The following is an 18,201-nucleotide window of genomic DNA, read 5'->3' on the forward strand; positions in this document are numbered from 1 at the left end:
CAATGATGAAACTGAATCCCCAACAACAACACGCAGTAGAATGTGTTACCGGTCCCTGCTTGGTGCTTGCCGGTGCAGGTTCCGGAAAAACTCGTGTGATTATTAATAAAATTGCGCACTTGATCGCAAAGTGCGGTTATTCTCCGAAACAAATTGCGGCGGTGACCTTCACTAATAAAGCCGCACGAGAAATGAAAGAGCGGGTGGCGCATTCCATTGGAAAAGAGCGAACCAAAGGTTTGACAGTTTCCACCTTTCATACTCTTGGTTTTGACATCATCAAACGGGAATACAAGGTATTGGGTTTCAAAGCCAATATGACCTTGTTTGATGAATACGATCAATTTGCTTTGTTAAAAGAACTCACCGCAGATGTGTTGAAAGAAGACAAAGATCTGCTGCGTGAATTAACTTCGGTGATTTCCAATTGGAAAAATGATTTAGTTTCACCAAAGCAAGCCTATGCTTTAGCACGGGATGCGAAATATCAAACCTTTGCCAAATGTTATGAACGTTATGCGACACAAATTCGTGCTTATAATGCGTTAGATTTTGACGATTTGATTATGCTTCCCACTTTATTGTTCAAGCAAAATGAAGAAGTGCGGTCAAAATGGCAGGAAAAAATTCGTTATTTGTTGGTCGATGAATATCAAGACACTAACACCTGCCAATATGAGTTAATCAAATTGCTGGTGGGGAAACGAGACTGTTTTACCGTGGTGGGGGATGATGACCAGTCCATTTATTCCTGGCGTGGGGCAAAACCGGAGAATATGGTGCGTTTGCGTGATGATTTTCCTAATTTACAAGTGATTAAATTGGAACAAAATTACCGCTCCACTCAGCGTATTTTGCATTGTGCCAATATTTTGATTGATAACAATCAACACGTGTTCGACAAAAAATTGTTTTCTAACATCGGCGAGGGTGAAAAATTATTGGTGATTGAAGCGAAGAATGAAGAACACGAAGCTGAACGCATTGTTGCCGAATTGATCGCTCATCGTTTTAGTCGCAAGACAAAATATAAGGATTACGCGATTTTGTATCGAGGCAATCATCAATCCCGTTTGTTGGAAAAAGTGTTAATGCAAAACCGTATTCCCTATAAAATTTCCGGTGGCACTTCTTTTTTCTCTCGTGCGGAAATTAAAGATATGATGGCGTATTTGCGTTTGGTCGTAAATCAAGATGACGATGCGGCATTTTTGCGTATCGTAAATACGCCAAAACGTGAGATCGGCACGACAACCTTACAAAAACTGGGCGAGCTTGCACAGGAAAAACATATAAGCCTATTTGAGGCGATTTTTGAGTTTGAGCTTATTCAACGGGTGACACCGAAATCCTATAATGCCCTCCAAAAATTTGGACGCTGGATAGTCGAATTAAATGACGAAGTGCAACGTTCGGAACCGGAGCGTGCCGTTCGTGCCATGTTGTCTGCCATTCATTATGAAGAATATTTGTACGAATATGCCACCACGCCAAAAGCCGCTGAAATGCAAAGTAAAAATGTCGCCACATTGTTTGATTGGGTGGCGGATATGCTGAAAGGCGATGAAACCAATGAACCAATGAACCTTAATCAAGTAGTCACTCGTTTAACCTTGCGTGATATGTTGGAACGGGGTGAAGATGATGAGGAAAGCGATCAAGTCCAGTTGATGACGTTACATGCCTCGAAAGGACTAGAATTTCCTTACGTGTATTTGATCGGTATGGAAGAAGGCATTTTGCCACATCAAACCAGCATTGATGAAGATAATGTAGAAGAAGAACGCCGCTTGGCTTATGTGGGGATCACAAGGGCTCAGAAGGAACTAACTTTTTCCCTATGCCGAGAACGTCGTCAATATGGCGAGCTGAGTCGCCCGGAACCGAGCCGATTTTTAGCTGAATTACCGTATGATGATGTGCTTTGGGAACGAGATAAACCCAAACTGACGGCGGAACAAAAACAACAGCAGACACAAAGTCAGCTAGATCGTTTACGTTCCATTTTGAATGGTTAAAAAGTGCGGTCGGAAAAACGAACGTTTTACTCAGCGCACTTTATTTACACAATCTGAAGAGAAAATATTCAAACGCATTACCTTTTTCAAAAAAGGGTTTGACATATTTTCAAAAAAACGTATCATACCGCCCACACACCGATTGTGGTGAGATGGCCGAGAGGCTGAAGGCGCTCCCCTGCTAAGGGAGTATGGGGTCAAAAACTCCATCGAGGGTTCGAATCCCTCTCTCACCGCCATTTGTGGTTTTATTTATTCTGCACCCGTAGCTCAGCTGGATAGAGTACTCGGCTACGAACCGAGCGGTCAGAGGTTCGAATCCTCTCGGGTGCGCCATTTTAGAACGGCTCTATCTTAATAAAATGGTTAACAGTAATTAAAACATCATTACGCACCCGTAGCTCAGCTGGATAGAGTACTCGGCTACGAACCGAGCGGTCAAAGGTTCGAATCCTTTCGGGTGCGCCATTTCCCTCTTATCTTTCGTTTCTAATAATTTCCACTAACTAATTTAATTAGATAGTATTTCATCTCCCATCACGATCATCAATATTTTTCAATAAATAATTTCCATTGACGTCAGCAAGGCTACGGAATCCTACGTTTGTAATTTTGTAAGAATGCTGGGTTTTATAAATAAAATTATCGTGATGATGACCATGGAAGATATGTTTTACCCCCATTTTTTCTGCAAGCTCATTAATCACTTGAAATCCCATAGGGTGCGGTTTTGGTGCTTCATGACAAATTAAAATATCAGCCTGTTTATTTTCAAGCATTTCAATATCGGAAGGAAAAATTGATGTACGATGACGTAGTGGCACACCACCACGCCAAATCTTTTCTTGTGAACTATATTGACAATAATGGATAGGATCAAAAAACATTGGACGATTTGGCGGCATCCAAATTTGACCACGGAATACCCCACCTAATCCGGCAATATACACTCCTTGAATTTCCTCTACACGATTGTGTAAATTGCGATTTTTCCATTCCGAACCCCAAATAGCTTCAAACGCTGAGACAGTTTTGCTATCGTGATTGCCGTGAATAAACCAAATATCACAATATTTCGCGAGCTTATCCAATTCACAGGGCGAGGTCAGCTGCAAGTCACCCAAAATAATCAACGCAACATTGTCGTTTTCTTGTACAAAAGGATAAAGATGTTCATAACTTCCGTGCGGATCACCTGCAAATAGAATCATTTTATTTACTCTTTACTGTTCTTGGGCCGTTCTGTAAATTGTCTAGTTCTTCTTCGTTTAATATTTTTTCAATCACTGATTTGATTTGATTGTAACGTTCCAAGTAGCTTGGCGATTCAATTTCAATATAAGGTACTTTGTATTTATCTAACAATTTTTTTAAAAGTTGTTGGAATTGTTGGCGTTGCTTTTGAGAACCTAAACTACGCAAGCCATCATCCACCCATTTGGTATTATTTTTTAGTAAAATCGTGACATCAAAAGGATATTCCTTGATCATTGAATCAAGAAATGGATGAGCTTTACCTTCATATTGAATACAAAAAGCCTGTGTGGTAATAAAATCCGTATCAATAAAGGCAATTTTATGGGCGTGGCGGACAGCATAATCAATGTAGCGTTGGTGTCCCAATGCCATTTGCGGATAATCAGAATATTGCATCGCTTGTTCATCGCCACCCAGTTTTTCAAACACAAATTCACGCCCATATTCCCAGGCTGACGTAGTATTAAATACCGCAGCAAGTTTATTGACCAACACACTTTTACCGCTACTTTCACCGCCTAAAATGGCAACGGTTTTGGCAAAAAACGGGCGGACTTCTTTCGGAATAAATTTCCAATATTGAAAAGGAGTCGTACGAATTTTGGTTGCCGATACATTAAAGAATGTACGGTCAGGATCCACTAAAGAAACCTCTAAACCTAAATATTTTTCATAAGGGGCTTTATCCTGTGGTTCACTACTGAAAACCACGGAGGGTTCAAATTCTTTTTCTCTGAACAAAGTTTTTACTGCCTCGCTCCAAGCCTGCCAGCCGTTGGGGTAACTCGGAATACCGTCTTCGATTAAATGGTGGATAAAAATCTGATTTTTTTGATATTTGAAGATTTGTTGCATCCAGCGTAAGCGGTCTTGCACGGTAGGCATACGTTTCATTTTGCTATCGTAAAAGAGCTTCAAATCACGTTCGGTATCGCTACACACAATCACGTGTAATTCATCGACTTTACTAAACGCCTCATAAATCATATTAATATGACCGGTATGCACGGGATAAAACTTCCCAAAAATAACACCGATTTTTTTCTCTTGGACTGCTGACATGCTTTACCTGACAATCACATAAGGATTAAGTGCACGTATTGTAGGCTAAATGCAAATATTTTTCACGTTCTGATTTTGCACCTGACGATTTTACGCTATACTTTATGCTCATTCTCAGGGCAGGGTGAAATTCCCAACCGGCGGTAGAGCCCGCGAGCACTTAAAAAGTGCGGTCAATTTTTAACGAGAATTTGACGCATTAAACGCTTTTTAAGGTTAGCAGATTTGGTGTAATTCCAAAGCCGACAGTAAAGTCTGGATGAAAGAGAATAAAGCGGATTGGAATCCCAAACCGTTCTTTTTATTTACATTTCTCAGCCCTGATTCTGGTTAATTTTAATCTAAGAAATAAGGAAATTACGATGAATCAGTCTATTTTATCCCCATTCGGTACAACTGCCGAAGAACGTGTACTTAATGCTATCCAAGCGTTTAAAAACGGCAACGGTGTATTGGTATTAGATGATGAAAATCGCGAAAACGAAGGGGATTTAATCTTCCCGGCGGAAACCATCACCACCGAGCAAATGGCGAAATTAATCCGTTACGGTAGCGGTATCGTGTGTTTGTGCATTACGGAAGAGCTTTGCCAACAACTTGATTTACCACCAATGGTGGAAAACAACAATAGCGTAAACAAAACCGCTTTTACCGTGACTATTGAAGCCGCGAAAGGCGTATCCACAGGAGTATCTGCCGCTGATCGCGTTACCACAATTCAAGCCGCTGTTGCAGATAACGCCGTGCCGACCGATTTACATCGTCCCGGTCATATTTTCCCGCTTCGTGCGGTAAATGGCGGTGTACTTGCCCGCCGTGGTCATACAGAAGCCTCTGTCGATTTAGCCCGTCTTGCCGGTTTTAAACCAGCCGGTGTCATTTGCGAAATTACCAACGATGACGGCACCATGGCTCGCGCACCTGAAATTGTTGAATTTGCACAAAAATTTGGTTACGTCGTGCTGACGATAGAGGATTTGGTCGAATATCGCTTGGCGCACCAAGTTTAATTTGGGGGACAAATAAAAGAGCGGTTAAAATTCACAGAGATTTTTAACCGCTCTTTTATCTAACTATTTTTTCTAAATTCCCTTGGAGTCATGCCAAATTCTTTCTTAAATACGGAATAAAAGTATTGAATGGAAGGATAGCCGCAAATCTCGGAAATTTCTTGAATGGAAATCTCCGTTTGTTGTAATAAATTTTTTGCGCGCGAGATTTTTTCTTCGTGAATAACCTGATGAATGGTTTTATTCATCGCATTTTTGAAACGTTGCTCAAGATTAGAGCGTGATGTTTCAAGATGATCCAATACTTGTTCCACTTTTATGCCTTGGCACGCACGGTGGCGAATATAATGCATCGCTTGCATTACGAGGGGATCATGTAGCGAGCGATAATCGGTGGAGTTTCTCGAATGTATAGTGATAGGTGGAATTAAAATCGGCGTATGGGAGACTTTTTGCCCATTTAGCTGACGATGTAGCAATTTGGCGGCTTGGTAGCCAATTTCTCGAGTGCCTTGTTCGACAGATGAAAGGGAGACTCGAGATAGATACTGAATCAATTCCTCATTATCAATACCCACTACGCAAAGTTCTTCCGGGACGGCGATTTTGCTGTATTCACAGGCTTGCAATAGATGTCTAGCTCGTGCATCGGTGACGGCAACGATGCCTGTATGAGGTGGCAAAGTTTTTAACCAATTGATGAGTTTTGCTTGTTCAGTTAGCCAATTTTGTGCGTCAATTTGTCCGCATTCATAGAGGTAGAGCGGATAATGATTTTTTTCCATTAATTCAATAAATGAATTCTTTCGTTCCTTTGACCAATGCTTTTCGGTTTCTACTTGTATTCCGTAAAAAGCGAATTGAGACAGCCCTTTTTGTTGAAGGTGTGAAAGGGCAAGTTCAACAAGGGCGAAATTATCGGTTGCAACATAAGGAAAGTGCGGATAAAGATGAGGCTGTTTATAAGAGCCGCCAACGGCAATCGTCGGAATTTGGGTATGTTCAAGTAACTCCGCCGTTTTAGGATCATCAAAATCGGCAATAATGCCGTCAATAGATAAATGATTTATGCTGTCGGCATGGTAAGTAAATTCATCTTCTACAAAAATATCCCACGTACATTGTGAAGCCTGAATATATTGCCCAATGCCCTCCACCACTTGCCTATCATAGACTTTATTGGCATTAAATAAGAGTGCGATTTTGTAGTATTGCTCCGCCATTGTTTTGTCCATTAATTGGGTTATAAGAAATATAGCGGAAAATGGATTTTTATAAAAGTGTGGATAGAAAAATCGCCATTTTTCAATGGCGATAATATGTTACATTTTTTTCTTGCTACTGGTATCAATCCATACGGCAAGTAATAAAATTGCACCCTTGACGATATATTGCCAGAATGTCGGGACATCAAGCATACTCATGCCGTTATCTAATAATGCAATAATCAATGCACCAATGACCACACCGAAAACACTCCCGACACCGCCTGCCAAACTTGCGCCCCCAATGACACAAGCAGCAATGGCGTCTAATTCAGCATTTTGTCCGGCAGAAGGTGAGCCAGCACCTAAACGGGCACTTAAAATTAATCCGGCAATGGCGACTAATACCCCATTCATAGCAAAGATGATGAGCTTAGTTTTTTCTACGTTAATACCGGATAATTTGGCTGCATCAATATTTCCCCCAATGGCGTAAACATGGCGACCGAAAGCGGTTTTACGGGAAAGAAATAACCCAAATATAGCGAGGATGGCAAGCACTAATACGGGAAACGGAATGCCGCGATAATCGTTTAATAAATAAATGGCACCTAATACAATGATGGCAAACAAGGCATATTTTGAAAAATCTTTTGATAATGGAGGAACGTTAAGTTGAAGCTGCTGGCGGCTTTTGCGTTGGTAATTCCCCCAGAGAACAAAACCAATGACCGCTATTCCACCAAGTATAAATCCAGTTATATCGGAAAGGTAACCTTGTCCAATGACCGTCATTGAACCGCTAATCGGAGATACGGTCGTGCCATTGGTGAGACCGATTAAGATTCCGCGGAACGCGAGATAACCGGCTAGTGTGACGATAAATGAAGGGACTTTACGATAGGCGACCCACCAACCGTTCCAAATACCGAAGAGTAAACCTAAAGCAAGGGTTGCGATGATTGTGATCGGTAATGGCAATCCCCACCACACATCTGCAATGGCGGCAAATCCCCCTAATAGCCCCATTAGGGAGCCAACGGATAAATCAATTTCGGCAGAGATAATGACAAATACCATGCCAATGGCAAGAATACCCGTGATTGATGTTTGACGCAGTAGATTAGAAATATTTCGTGCACTTAAATAAGCACCGTCCGTTGTAATAGTGAAAAATACCATAATCACCGCTATGGCAATTAACATAATATAAACTTGTAAGTTTACGGATTTTAACTTAAACATTGATTACTCCTTAAGCGCGTTTTCCATTACTTGTTCTTGCGTGAGTCCGTTATTGACCAGACTGGCTTTGAGTTTACCTTGGTGCATTACGAGAACTCGGTCACTAATGCCCAACACTTCAGGCAATTCGGAGGAAATAACAATAATAGCCATCCCTTCTTTAGCTAATTGGTTGATTAATTTATAAATTTCATATTTTGCACCAACATCAATTCCTCGTGTCGGCTCGTCTAAAATAAGAATTTTAGGATTGAGTAATAAGCATTTTGCCAGAATGGCTTTTTGTTGGTTTCCACCGCTTAACCGTCCGATAGGAAGTTCTGGAGAAGAGGTTTTCACTTTCAATTGTTCAATCGCAGAGTCAATAACCTTTTCCTCTTTTGCATCATTGACGACGATTTTGCCAAAACAATATTCTTTTAACGATGAAAGTGTAATGTTTTTGCCAACGCCCATAATAGAGACGATACCGTGTTTTTTCCGATCTTCCGGAACCATCATCATTTTATGTGCAATAGCTTGTGCACAATTTTTGATCTGTACTTGTTTCTGATGAATAAAAATCTTTCCTTCATATTTACCTTGATAAGAGCCGAATAAGCATTGCACCATCTCCGAGCGACCGGAACCTACAAGCCCGGCAATACCAAGAATTTCCCCGGAATGAAGGTTAAAACTCACATTGTTCACACGTTTAATATGTGTATTGATAGGGTGCCAAGCAGAAAGATTTTCAACACGTAAAATTTCGTCTTTAATCTCGTGAGGTTCATGAGGGTAGAGGGAAGTGATTTCCCTTCCCACCATCATGGTGATAATGTCATCTTCACTCATTGTATCGGCATTTTTTGTTCCGATATGTTCGCCATCTCTAATGACACAGATTTTGTCAGAAATTTCTTTTACTTCATTTAACTTATGGGAAATATAGATACAGGCAATATTATGTGCTTTTAAATCTTTAACGAGTGTTAATAGAATGGCGGTTTCTTTTTCGGTTAATGAGGCGGTAGGTTCATCAAGAATTAATAATCTCACTTGTTTGTTTAGTGCTTTTGCAATTTCAACCAATTGCTGTTGACCAAGCCCTAATTCCCCTACACGCGTATTAGGATCAATATCTAATTGAACTTGTTGCAGTAATGTTTTACAGCGTAGATACATTTCATTATCTGCGGTGATACATTTATGTGTCACTTCGTTACCCAAGAAGATATTTTCTAATACTGACATATTCTTAACCAGAGTGAGTTCCTGATGGATAATGGAAATGCCTTTTTCCTCAGTCTCCTTAATATTTTTGGCTTTTAATTCACTTTCTGAAAAATAAATATTGCCACTGTAATCGCCATAAGGATAAATACCGCAAAGCACTTTCATTAGTGTGGATTTCCCTGAACCATTTTCACCACATAAGGACAGGATTTCCCCAGCTTCAAGCTCAATGGAAATATCGCGAAGTGCGGTCACATCACCAAATTTTTTTGTGATGTTTCTCATTTCTAACAATGCCATAGCTATACTCCCTAAAGAATAGGGGAAGAGACTTCCCCTTTAAGCTTATTGATAAATGCTTTCTTTTGTATGGAAGCCGTCTTTAATGATTGTTTCATCAATATTGTTTTTATCAACGGCAATCGGATCAAGTAAATAGGCAGGTACGTTTTTAAGTCCATTATTCAGTTCTGCATTAGATTCAACTTTTTCGTTTTTGCCTAGTTGTACTGCGATTTGAGCTGCTTTATCTGCGAGTTTTGTAATAGGTTTATAAACGGTCATTGTTTGTGAGCCGCTGACGATGCGTTTAATTGCGGCTAAATCCGCATCTTGACCTGAAATAGCGACTTTACCTGACAAACCTTGCGCACTTAATGCTTGAATTGCGCCACCTGCGGTTGCATCATTTGAAGCGACAACGGCATCAATATTATTTTTATTGGCGGTGAGAGCGTTTTCCATAATTTGTAATGCTTTTTCGGCGAGCCAAGAATCGACCCATTGATCGCCAACCACTTTAATTTTTCCTGTTTTAATTAAGGGGTCTAAGACTTTCATTTGCCCTTTTCTAAACAATTTTGCATTGTTATCGACCGGTGAACCGCCCATCAAGAAATAATTACCTTCAGGTTTTACTGCGACAATGCTTTTAGCTTGTAATTCCCCCACTTTTTCATTATCAAAAGAAACATAGAAATCTAATTCGGCATTGTTAATTAAGCGATCATAAGCCAATACTTTGATGCCTTCTTTTTTCGCTTCGGCAATGACATTGCTCAATACTTCACCGTTGTGCGGAATAATCACTAAAACATCAATATCTTTATTGATCATATTTTCAATTTGAGAAATTTGTGCCGAATCATCACCATTCGCAGATTGTACGAAAACTTTTGCGCCCATAGACTCTGCTTTTTTGACGAAAATATCGCGATCTTTTTGCCATCTTTCTAAACGCAAGTCATCAATAGATAAGCCGATTTTAAGATCTTTGGAATAGGCAGAACTACTCAATACCGTTAATGCTGCTGCAAGGGTGAGTAAAGCTGATTTAATTTTCATACTGATACCTCAATAGTTAATTGAATAGAAGGTAGAGCGGTTGCTCCGATGGTTAGTTTTCTTCTTTTAACCCTCTCTTTCAATTATAAAATCTTTCACTATTATTACGTTTTTTCACAATTGTGATCTATGCCACAATTGCAAATTATCGCCATTGGAAAACAAAATAACGTAATTGATGAGGATGGTGTTTTTCATAAAAATACAGGAAATTTCATCATTTAGAGAGGAAAATCCTATGGCAAACTACTTCGATAAAATTGAAAAAGTCACCTTTGAAGGCGTACAATCAACCAACCCCTTTGCTTTTAAACACTATGATGCGAATCAGGTTATTTTAGGCAAAACGATGGCGGAACATTTGCGTTTAGCCGTATGTTATTGGCATACCTTTTGTTGGAATGGAAATGATATGTTTGGGTTGGGGTCTCTTGACCGAAGTTGGCAAAAAAATGCTGATACACTTGCCGGGGCGGAACAAAAAGCAGAGATTGCCTTTGAGTTTTTCAGTAAATTAGGTGTACCTTATTATTGTTTTCATGATGTGGATGTCGCACCGGAAGGCAATTCTGCAAAAGAATATTTACAAAATTTCCATCATGTCGTGGATATTTTAGAACGCAAACAAGCTGAAAGCGGTGTAAAACTGCTATGGGGAACAGCAAATTGTTTTACCCATCCGCGTTATATGTCCGGCGCATCGACCAATCCGAATCCCGAAGTCTTTGCCTGGGCAGCGATGCAGGTATTCAATGCAATGAACGCCACAAAACGCTTAGGAGGGGAAAACTATGTATTGTGGGGCGGGCGTGAAGGCTATGAAACCTTGCTTAACACGGATCTTAAACGTGAGCGTGAACAACTCGGTCGTTTTATGCAAATGGTGGTGGAACATAAGTATAAAATTGGTTTCAACGGTACGTTATTAATTGAACCGAAACCGCAAGAACCGACAAAACATCAATATGATTATGATGTGGCAACCGTCTATGGCTTTCTAAAACAATTTGGGTTGGAAAAAGAAATTAAGGTAAACATTGAAGCCAATCATGCGACCCTTGCCGGACACACTTTCCAACATGAAGTGGCAACCGCCTGTGCATTAGATATTTTCGGTTCTATTGATGCCAACCGTGGTGATCCGCAACTTGGTTGGGATACGGATCAATTTCCGAATAGCGTAGAGGAAAACACCTTAGTGATGTATGAAATTTTGAAACATGGCGGATTTACTACGGGTGGTTTTAATTTTGATGCAAAAATTCGTCGCCAAAGTACCGATCCTTATGATTTATTTCATGGTCATATTGGGGCAATTGATGTGTTAGCATTATCTTTAAAACGTGCAGCAAAAATGATCGAAGAAGAAACGCTACACAAAATTGTTGAAGCGCGCTATGCCGGTTGGAACGGTGAACTCGGTCAACAAATTTTGCAAGGTCAGCTTTCTTTGGAACAACTAGCCCAACTTGTGCAAGAAAAAGAGTGGGATCCAAAACCGGTATCCGGTCAGCAAGAATATCTAGAAAATATCGTGAATCAAGTCATTTATCGTTAAGGTTTAGTTCAAAAGTGCGGTCATTTTTCACCGCACTTTTTGGTTTGGGAGGCAGTATGTATATCGGCATTGATTGTGGTACACAAGGCACAAAAGCGATTATCGTAGATTATACGCGGAAAAAAGTGATTGGGGTGGGGTATGCCGCACATGATTTGATTGAACAATCGAACGGGCGACGTGAACAGCATCCTAATTGGTGGCTTGACGCATTCAACCAAGCATTAAGCATGGCGTTAAAACAGGCGCAAACTTTACCACACTTTTCGCCACGTTTAGTGAAAGGCATTGGGATTTCTGGTCAGCAACACGGTTTAGTTTTGTTGGACGAGGTCGATCAACCTTTATACAACGCAAAACTTTGGTGTGATACGGAAACGGCAGATGAAAATGCCGCGTTGATTGAGCGTCTTGGAGGCGAAGAGAAAGCATTTCATCAACTCGGTATTATGTGCCAAACAGGCTATACTGCCTCTAAATTGTGTTGGTTTCGCCAGCATTATCCGGCGCTTTTTGGACGAATCCGAAAAATTATGTTACCTCACGATTATCTTAATTATTGGCTTACCGGGAATTTTTGTACGGAGTTTGGTGATGCTTCCGGTACCGGTTATTTTGATATTGTAAAACGGCGGTGGAATCCAACCGTATTTTCACAAATTGCACCGGAATTAAATATGGAGGAGGTATTGCCAACCTTGCTTTCTGCAGAAACAAAACTTGGAGTGATAAAACCTGACATTGCGGCTCAATTCGGTTTTAACGAAGATGTCGTGGTTTCCACCGGTGGCGGCGATAATATGATGGGCGCAATAGGCACAGGAAATATCCGTGAGGGCATTGTCACGATGAGTCTTGGTACATCCGGCACCCTCTATGCTTACACACATAAACCGTTGCAGGATTTACCTCCGATGATTGCTAATTTTTGTTCGAGTAATAATGGTTGGTTGCCGCTCATCTGTGTGATGAATATGACTTCATCAAATAAACAGGCGATAAATTTGCTTAATATTAATGTGGAGGAATTTAATCATCTTGCACAACAAGCACCGATTGGATCGGAAGGGGTGACAATTTTGCCATTTTTCAACGGCGAGCGTGTCCCGCCTTTACCGAATGAAAAAGCCCGTATTTTAGGTTTAGATTCAAGTAATTTCACCCAAGCCAATCTTTGCCGTGCCATGATGGAAAGTGCAACTTTTACCTTGCGTTACGGGTTGGATCTTTTCCGACAAGCTGGGTTGGCAACGTCACAAATTCGTTTGATCGGCGGAGGGTCGAAAAGTGTACTTTGGCGACAAATAATAGCCGATGTGATGAACACAGAAGTCGTGTGTTTGTTGGAAGACGAAGCGGCAGCGCTTGGAGGCGCAATTCAAGCCATGTGGGCAAATGGCGAAGGTGAGTTAGACGTATTATGTGAAGCATTTGTGCATTTAGACCCAGATTCAAGATGTTTCCCGCATCAAGAAAACGTTGAATCCTATGAAAGGGTTTACCAACGTTATCTTGCCTATCTTCATTCTCTTCATTAAAAAAGGTGGGCTACCCCACCTTTCGTTTTATTTATTAGAAAAATTGACCGCACTTTCATAGCCTAACTGTCGCCAAGCTTCATACACGGTAACCGCCACGGAATTGGATAAATTCATACTACGGCTGTTGGCGGTCATCGGGATTCGGATTTTCTGTTCCATCGGTAGGCTGTCTAAAATCGACATCGGGATACCGCGGGTTTCGGGGCCGAACATTAAATAATCGCCCAACTCGAATTTCACTTGGCTGTGCGCCTGCGAACCTTTGGTGGTGAGGGCAAATAACCGTTTCGGTTTTTCGTTTTCTAAAAACGCCTCAAAGGTTTTATGGCGTTTGATCTCAGCGAATTCGTGATAATCCAAGCCCGAGCGGCGTAATCGTTTATCATCCCAAGTGAAGCCAAGAGGCTCGATTAAGTGCAAACGAAAACCGGTATTGGCACAAAGGCGAATAATATTGCCGGTGTTTTGGGGAATTTCCGGCTCGTATAAAACAATGTCTAACATAATTTTTCTCAGTTTTGATATAAACGATAACTCACCATTCCGGTGGTTTTCTCTTTTAACAATGTCCAATTTTCAGGTGGGGTGAGGTGATTTTCTTTTTCCGTTTCTACATAAATAAGGGCATTCGGATACAGCCAGTTATTTTCAACAAGCAGTCGGATCGCTTGCTCTGCCAAGCCAAAATGAAAAGGCGGATCGAGAAAAACCACATTAAAGTGCGGTTGATTTTGCGGTTGTTTTAAAAAATCCAAACAACTTTGATTGAGTACTTGAGCCTGTTCTACTGTACATTTTAGCGTTTGCAGGTTTCTTTTCAGTTGATGGGCAACAGTTTTGTCTTTTTCTAAAAAGGTCACTTTTTCGGCTTGACGGGAAAGCGCCTCAATCCCCAACGAACCGCTACCGGCAAAACCGTCTAAACATTTTGCATTGTGAATGTAGGGCATTAACCAATTGAATAAGGTTTCTTTTACACGGTCGCCGGTGGGGCGTAATCCCTCTGCATTTAACACCGGCAATTTCCGACCACGCCAAAGTCCGGCAATAATGCGAACTTCGCCTTTTGGCGATTGTCCTTGTGATTTTTTCATAAAGAAGCGTATTTTTAGTGAAAATTGTGCTTAGTTTATACGATTTTTTGCTAGAATGAACCACATTTTTATCGGACAGCAGTTAAGAGAACAATTTATGGCAGAAGAAAAGAAAAAAGGCGGATTTTGGGCATCATTATTTGGGCGTAATAAAAAACAAGAAAGCACGCAAATTGAACCCATCATTGAAGAAGAAAAAATCAAGGAAACGGCAGTTGAAACCGAAATTATCGAATCTTCTGTTGAAAAGGTAACAGAACCGTTAGATGAGGTGGAACAAGCCGAAATAGAAGAAAAAAACTCGGAAATTTCAACCGCACTTAATTTGCCTGATACGATCATTGAGCCAGAAAATGTGGAAGAAAATCGCAGAGTTGCAGGGGCAGAGATTGATGCCGATATTGTCGAAGAAGTTAAACAAGAATTTCATCCTGAACTACAAGCGGAAGTGCAAACTGAAATCCGTGAAAAACCAAGCGAAGGCGGTTTTTTTAGCCGTTTAGTGAAAGGCTTACTCAAAACCAAGCAAAATATCGGTGCCGGTTTTCTCAGTTTTTTCTTAGGCAAAAAAATTGATGATGAATTATTTGAGGAGTTAGAAGAGCAGTTGTTAATTGCGGATATTGGTGTGCCGACAACCTCTAAAATCATTAGAAATCTAACCGAACACGCAAGTCGGAAACAATTACAAGATGCAGAGCTACTCTATCAACAACTCAAAGTCGAAATGGCGAATATTCTTGAGCCGGTTGTGCAGCCATTGAAAATCGATACCTCGAAAAAACCTTATGTGATTTTAATGGTGGGGGTGAATGGGGTGGGTAAAACCACCACGATTGGCAAACTTGCACGGAAATTCCAAGCAGAAGGAAAATCCGTCATGTTGGCTGCCGGCGATACCTTCCGAGCAGCAGCAGTGGAGCAGCTACAAGTGTGGGGAGAACGAAATCATATCCCCGTAGTGGCGCAAAGTACGGGAGCGGATTCCGCCTCCGTTATTTTTGATGCAATGCAATCTGCGGCGGCACGCAACATTGATATCTTAATTGCCGATACCGCAGGGCGTTTACAAAATAAAAATAACTTGATGGACGAGCTGAAAAAAATCGTTCGGGTGATGAAAAAGTATGATGAAACTGCGCCACATGAAATTATGCTCACTTTGGATGCCGGTACCGGTCAAAATGCGATCAGCCAAGCAAAATTGTTTAATGAGGCAGTCGGTTTAACCGGTATTTCTCTCACAAAACTGGATGGTACGGCAAAAGGCGGGGTGATTTTTGCGATTGCCGATCAGTTCCGCTTACCGATTCGTTATATTGGTGTGGGTGAAAAAATTGAAGATTTGCGCGAATTTAATGCTAAAGAGTTTATTGACGCATTATTTATCCACGAAGAAGAAGAATAAGGACAGATTGTGATTAAATTCTCCAATGTATCCAAAGCCTATCATGGTGCGATTCAACCGGCGTTGCAAGGGCTAAATTTTCATTTACCGGTAGGCAGTATGACCTATTTGGTGGGGCATTCCGGTGCAGGGAAAAGTACCTTGCTTAAGTTGATTATGGGCATGGAAAAAGCCAATGCGGGACAAATTTGGTTTAACGGCCATGACATCACTCGTCTGTCAAAGTATGAAATTCCGTTTTTGCGTCGCCAAATCGGTATGGTTCACCAAGATTATCGTTTGTTGACGGATCGCAGTGTGGTAGAAAATGTGGCATTACCGCTTATCATTGCCGGCATGCACCCGAAAGATGCGTATTCACGTGCTATGGCCTCTCTTGATCGTGTAGGGTTGCGTAATAAAGCGCATTATTTGCCGCCACAAATTTCCGGTGGAGAACAACAACGGGTCGATATTGCTCGTGCGATTGTGCATAAACCGCAACTTTTATTGGCGGATGAACCAACGGGAAATCTCGATGATGAGCTATCATTAGGCATTTTTAATCTTTTTGAAGAATTTAATCGTTTAGGCATGACTGTGTTAATCGCTACCCACGATATTAATTTAATCCAACAAAAACCAAAACCTTGTTTGGTGCTTGAACAAGGCTATTTACGTTATTAAGGAAAAACCATGAGCCGCTCAACTGATGCTTCTTTTTTTGTGCAAACGGCTTACACCTTACGCGCGGTGTGGGCGGATTTGTGGCAACGCAAATTCGGTACTTTACTCACTATTTTAGTGATTGCCGTTTCGCTCACCATTCCTACTGTCAGCTATTTAATGTGGAAAAATTTACATTTAGCCACAACGCAATTTTATCCTGAAAGCGAACTCACTATTTATTTACACAAAAATTTAAGTGAAGAAGATGCCAATTTAGTGGTGGAGAAAATTCGCCAACAGGAAGGCGTGGATTCCCTGAATTATGTTTCTCGTCAAGAAAGTCTTAAGGAATTTAAAAGTTGGTCAGGTTTTGGTGAAGAATTAGAAATTCTTGATGATAACCCATTGCCTGCCGTCGTGATGGTAAAACCGACGAAAGAATTTAATGCTTCCGAAAAACGTGAAATATTGCGTGCCAGTCTTGATAAAATCAAAGGCGTACAAGAGGTTCGATTAGATAATGATTGGATGGAAAAATTGACCGCACTTTCATGGCTGGTGGCACACGTGGCGATTTTTTGCACCGTATTGATGGCAATCGCCGTCTTCTTAGTGATTGGCAACAGTATTCGTTCCGATGTGTATAGTAGCCGGGCTGATATTGACGTGATGAAATTACTCGGTGCAACCGATCATTTTATCCTTCGTCCTTACCTTTACACCGGTATGATTTATGCCCTGTTGGGTGGTTTTGTTGCTGCCATTTTTAGTAGTTTTATCATTGGCTATTTCACTTCTGCAGTGAAGTATGTCACCGATATTTTTGCCGTACAGTTTGCCCTAAACGGCTTAGGCATTGGCGAATTAATCTTCTTATTAGTCAGCTGTTTGATTATGGGCTATGTTGGCGCTTGGATTGCCGCTAAAAGACACATTGCGTTGATTGATAAACGAATTTAAGTGTTGATATTGAAAAGTGCGGTCATTTTCCATCTTGTTTTGATTTTGAAACAATTGGAAAAATAACCGCACTTTTTGTATATTTTTGAATAAATACCTTGCAATCCGTTTCGGTTTTATGTAGTATTGGCGGGCTTTCGATATGAGAGCCGTTTAATGTAATCATTTATTAAACGTGCGTAACGATATGTTGCGCTAAACAATGTTTCCGATTTGGAGACTATATAACAGGTAACTTGCACCTCCTTTTCTATGTTTGAAGTTAGAATTGCGATTGGTGTTAGTTTTTTATTAGCTAAATTTTATTGGAGCTCTGGTCTAATGCAGAACCAAAGAATCCGTATCCGCTTAAAAGCGTTCGATCACCGTTTGATCGACCAATCTACTGCGGAGATCGTAGAAACAGCTAAACGTACCGGTGCGCAAGTTCGTGGTCCGATTCCTTTACCAACTCGTAAAGAACGTTTCACCGTGTTGATTTCTCCACACGTGAACAAAGATGCTCGTGACCAATACGAAATTCGTACTCACAAACGTTTAGTAGATATCGTAGAGCCAACAGAAAAAACTGTTGATGCATTAATGCGTTTAGATTTGGCTGCCGGCGTTGACGTGCAGATCAGCCTAGGTTAATTA

General features: G+C 40.9%; 16 protein-coding genes, 3 tRNA genes, 1 pseudogene and 1 riboswitch. Of the genes and pseudogenes, 11 read left to right on the top strand and 9 right to left on the bottom strand.

All coding sequences use genetic code 11. The features are described from left to right. Positions 1 to 5 precede the first annotated feature (5 nt). The 4 genes from rep (at position 6) to BKK54_RS07900 (ending at position 2,486) form a co-directional block, all read left to right on the top strand. Positions 6 to 2,018 (top strand): DNA helicase Rep, encoded by a 2,013-nt coding sequence (rep, locus tag BKK54_RS07885; protein WP_077542597.1) that lies wholly within the window; start codon positions 6 to 8, stop codon positions 2,016 to 2,018. 146 nt (positions 2,019 to 2,164) lie between these two features. Then, a tRNA-Ser gene (locus BKK54_RS07890) sits at positions 2,165 to 2,257 on the top strand. Between the two features lie 20 nt (positions 2,258 to 2,277). Then, a tRNA-Arg gene (locus BKK54_RS07895) sits at positions 2,278 to 2,354 on the top strand. 55 nt (positions 2,355 to 2,409) lie between these two features. Then, positions 2,410 to 2,486, top strand: a tRNA-Arg gene (locus BKK54_RS07900). Positions 2,487 to 2,545: 59 nt separating this feature from the next. Here the strand turns inward: BKK54_RS07900 and BKK54_RS07905 are convergent. Both BKK54_RS07905 and nadR read right to left on the bottom strand, forming a co-directional pair. Then, on the bottom strand, positions 2,546 to 3,229 hold the full coding sequence (locus tag BKK54_RS07905; RefSeq protein WP_077542552.1) for a metallophosphoesterase family protein: 684 nt from the start codon (positions 3,227 to 3,229) through the stop codon (positions 2,546 to 2,548). A gap of 1 nt (position 3,230) precedes the next feature. Next, positions 3,231 to 4,449 (bottom strand): annotated as a pseudogene (gene nadR, locus BKK54_RS07910) (multifunctional transcriptional regulator/nicotinamide-nucleotide adenylyltransferase/ribosylnicotinamide kinase NadR). Next, positions 4,444 to 4,612, top strand: a riboswitch (FMN riboswitch). Its footprint overlaps the pseudogene before it by 6 nt. Positions 4,613 to 4,699: 87 nt before the next feature. On the opposite strand from nadR, the gene ribB reads away from it, so the two are divergent. Next, a complete protein-coding gene (gene ribB / locus BKK54_RS07915; protein WP_077542554.1) occupies positions 4,700 to 5,347 on the top strand; it encodes a 3,4-dihydroxy-2-butanone-4-phosphate synthase in 648 nt (215 codons plus the stop codon). Between the two features lie 59 nt (positions 5,348 to 5,406). Here the strand turns inward: ribB and BKK54_RS07920 are convergent, their stop codons facing one another. The 4 genes from BKK54_RS07920 to xylF form a co-directional block, all read right to left on the bottom strand. Continuing rightward, positions 5,407 to 6,570 (bottom strand): XylR family transcriptional regulator, encoded by a 1,164-nt coding sequence (locus tag BKK54_RS07920; protein ID WP_077542555.1) that lies wholly within the window; start codon positions 6,568 to 6,570, stop codon positions 5,407 to 5,409. A 99-nt stretch (positions 6,571 to 6,669) separates the two neighbouring features. Further along, the gene (locus BKK54_RS07925; protein ID WP_077542556.1) at positions 6,670 to 7,797 is read right to left on the bottom strand and encodes a sugar ABC transporter permease; all 1,128 of its coding nucleotides are present in this window, start codon (positions 7,795 to 7,797) and stop codon (positions 6,670 to 6,672) included. Between the two features lie 3 nt (positions 7,798 to 7,800). Continuing rightward, on the bottom strand, positions 7,801 to 9,312 hold the full coding sequence (xylG, locus tag BKK54_RS07930; RefSeq protein ID WP_077542557.1) for a D-xylose ABC transporter ATP-binding protein: 1,512 nt from the start codon (positions 9,310 to 9,312) through the stop codon (positions 7,801 to 7,803). Positions 9,313 to 9,357: 45 nt separating this feature from the next. Further along, on the bottom strand, positions 9,358 to 10,356 hold the full coding sequence (gene xylF / locus BKK54_RS07935) for a D-xylose ABC transporter substrate-binding protein (RefSeq protein WP_077542558.1): 999 nt from the start codon (positions 10,354 to 10,356) through the stop codon (positions 9,358 to 9,360). A gap of 238 nt (positions 10,357 to 10,594) precedes the next feature. On the opposite strand from xylF, the gene xylA reads away from it, so the two are divergent. Continuing rightward, positions 10,595 to 11,914: a xylose isomerase gene (gene xylA / locus BKK54_RS07940; RefSeq protein ID WP_077542559.1), complete on the top strand. Its 1,320-nt coding sequence runs from the start codon at positions 10,595 to 10,597 to the stop codon at positions 11,912 to 11,914. Positions 11,915 to 11,970: 56 nt separating this feature from the next. Further along, on the top strand, positions 11,971 to 13,452 hold the full coding sequence (xylB, locus tag BKK54_RS07945) for a xylulokinase (protein ID WP_077542560.1): 1,482 nt from the start codon (positions 11,971 to 11,973) through the stop codon (positions 13,450 to 13,452). A gap of 27 nt (positions 13,453 to 13,479) precedes the next feature. Here the strand turns inward: xylB and trmL are convergent, their stop codons facing one another. Together trmL and rsmD are read right to left on the bottom strand one after the other, a co-directional pair. Next, the gene (gene trmL / locus BKK54_RS07950) at positions 13,480 to 13,959 is read right to left on the bottom strand and encodes a tRNA (uridine(34)/cytosine(34)/5-carboxymethylaminomethyluridine(34)-2'-O)-methyltransferase TrmL (RefSeq protein WP_077542561.1); all 480 of its coding nucleotides are present in this window, start codon (positions 13,957 to 13,959) and stop codon (positions 13,480 to 13,482) included. A gap of 8 nt (positions 13,960 to 13,967) precedes the next feature. After that, positions 13,968 to 14,549 (bottom strand): 16S rRNA (guanine(966)-N(2))-methyltransferase RsmD, encoded by a 582-nt coding sequence (gene rsmD / locus BKK54_RS07955; RefSeq protein WP_077542562.1) that lies wholly within the window; start codon positions 14,547 to 14,549, stop codon positions 13,968 to 13,970. A gap of 97 nt (positions 14,550 to 14,646) precedes the next feature. On the opposite strand from rsmD, the gene ftsY reads away from it, so the two are divergent. From ftsY to ftsX, 3 genes are read left to right on the top strand one after another with little or no spacing between them, the layout of a single operon-like run. Further along, complete coding sequence (gene ftsY / locus BKK54_RS07960) at positions 14,647 to 15,957, top strand: signal recognition particle-docking protein FtsY (RefSeq protein ID WP_077542563.1); 1,311 nt, start codon at positions 14,647 to 14,649, stop codon at positions 15,955 to 15,957. Between the two features lie 9 nt (positions 15,958 to 15,966). Next, positions 15,967 to 16,623 (top strand): cell division ATP-binding protein FtsE, encoded by a 657-nt coding sequence (gene ftsE / locus BKK54_RS07965; RefSeq protein ID WP_077542564.1) that lies wholly within the window; start codon positions 15,967 to 15,969, stop codon positions 16,621 to 16,623. 9 nt (positions 16,624 to 16,632) lie between these two features. Beyond that, positions 16,633 to 17,565 (top strand): permease-like cell division protein FtsX, encoded by a 933-nt coding sequence (ftsX, locus tag BKK54_RS07970; RefSeq protein WP_077542565.1) that lies wholly within the window; start codon positions 16,633 to 16,635, stop codon positions 17,563 to 17,565. A gap of 22 nt (positions 17,566 to 17,587) precedes the next feature. Here the strand turns inward: ftsX and BKK54_RS11760 are convergent, their stop codons facing one another. Continuing rightward, positions 17,588 to 17,731, bottom strand: coding sequence for a hypothetical protein (locus BKK54_RS11760; protein ID WP_158074623.1), 144 nt, complete (start codon positions 17,729 to 17,731; stop codon positions 17,588 to 17,590). A gap of 155 nt (positions 17,732 to 17,886) precedes the next feature. Between BKK54_RS11760 and rpsJ the strand changes: the two genes are divergently transcribed. Next, positions 17,887 to 18,198: a 30S ribosomal protein S10 gene (gene rpsJ / locus BKK54_RS07975; protein ID WP_001181005.1), complete on the top strand. Its 312-nt coding sequence runs from the start codon at positions 17,887 to 17,889 to the stop codon at positions 18,196 to 18,198. The last annotated feature ends 3 nt before the right edge of the window (positions 18,199 to 18,201 follow it).

The organism is Rodentibacter genomosp. 1 (assembly GCF_001999285.1).
Taxonomy (GTDB): Bacteria; Pseudomonadota; Gammaproteobacteria; order Enterobacterales; family Pasteurellaceae; genus Rodentibacter.

Coding starts and splice junctions, on each gene's coding strand:
- rep (WP_077542597.1), top strand. CDS start 6: ATGAAACTGAATCCCCAACAACAACACGCAGTAGAATGTGTTACCGGT.
- BKK54_RS07905 (WP_077542552.1), bottom strand. CDS start 3,229: ATGATTCTATTTGCAGGTGATCCGCACGGAAGTTATGAACATCTTTAT.
- ribB (WP_077542554.1), top strand. CDS start 4,700: ATGAATCAGTCTATTTTATCCCCATTCGGTACAACTGCCGAAGAACGT.
- BKK54_RS07920 (WP_077542555.1), bottom strand. CDS start 6,570: ATGGCGGAGCAATACTACAAAATCGCACTCTTATTTAATGCCAATAAA.
- BKK54_RS07925 (WP_077542556.1), bottom strand. CDS start 7,797: ATGTTTAAGTTAAAATCCGTAAACTTACAAGTTTATATTATGTTAATT.
- xylG (WP_077542557.1), bottom strand. CDS start 9,312: ATGGCATTGTTAGAAATGAGAAACATCACAAAAAAATTTGGTGATGTG.
- xylF (WP_077542558.1), bottom strand. CDS start 10,356: ATGAAAATTAAATCAGCTTTACTCACCCTTGCAGCAGCATTAACGGTA.
- xylA (WP_077542559.1), top strand. CDS start 10,595: ATGGCAAACTACTTCGATAAAATTGAAAAAGTCACCTTTGAAGGCGTA.
- xylB (WP_077542560.1), top strand. CDS start 11,971: ATGTATATCGGCATTGATTGTGGTACACAAGGCACAAAAGCGATTATC.
- trmL (WP_077542561.1), bottom strand. CDS start 13,959: ATGTTAGACATTGTTTTATACGAGCCGGAAATTCCCCAAAACACCGGC.
- rsmD (WP_077542562.1), bottom strand. CDS start 14,549: ATGAAAAAATCACAAGGACAATCGCCAAAAGGCGAAGTTCGCATTATT.
- ftsY (WP_077542563.1), top strand. CDS start 14,647: ATGGCAGAAGAAAAGAAAAAAGGCGGATTTTGGGCATCATTATTTGGG.
- ftsX (WP_077542565.1), top strand. CDS start 16,633: ATGAGCCGCTCAACTGATGCTTCTTTTTTTGTGCAAACGGCTTACACC.
- BKK54_RS11760 (WP_158074623.1), bottom strand. CDS start 17,731: ATGATTACATTAAACGGCTCTCATATCGAAAGCCCGCCAATACTACAT.
- rpsJ (WP_001181005.1), top strand. CDS start 17,887: ATGCAGAACCAAAGAATCCGTATCCGCTTAAAAGCGTTCGATCACCGT.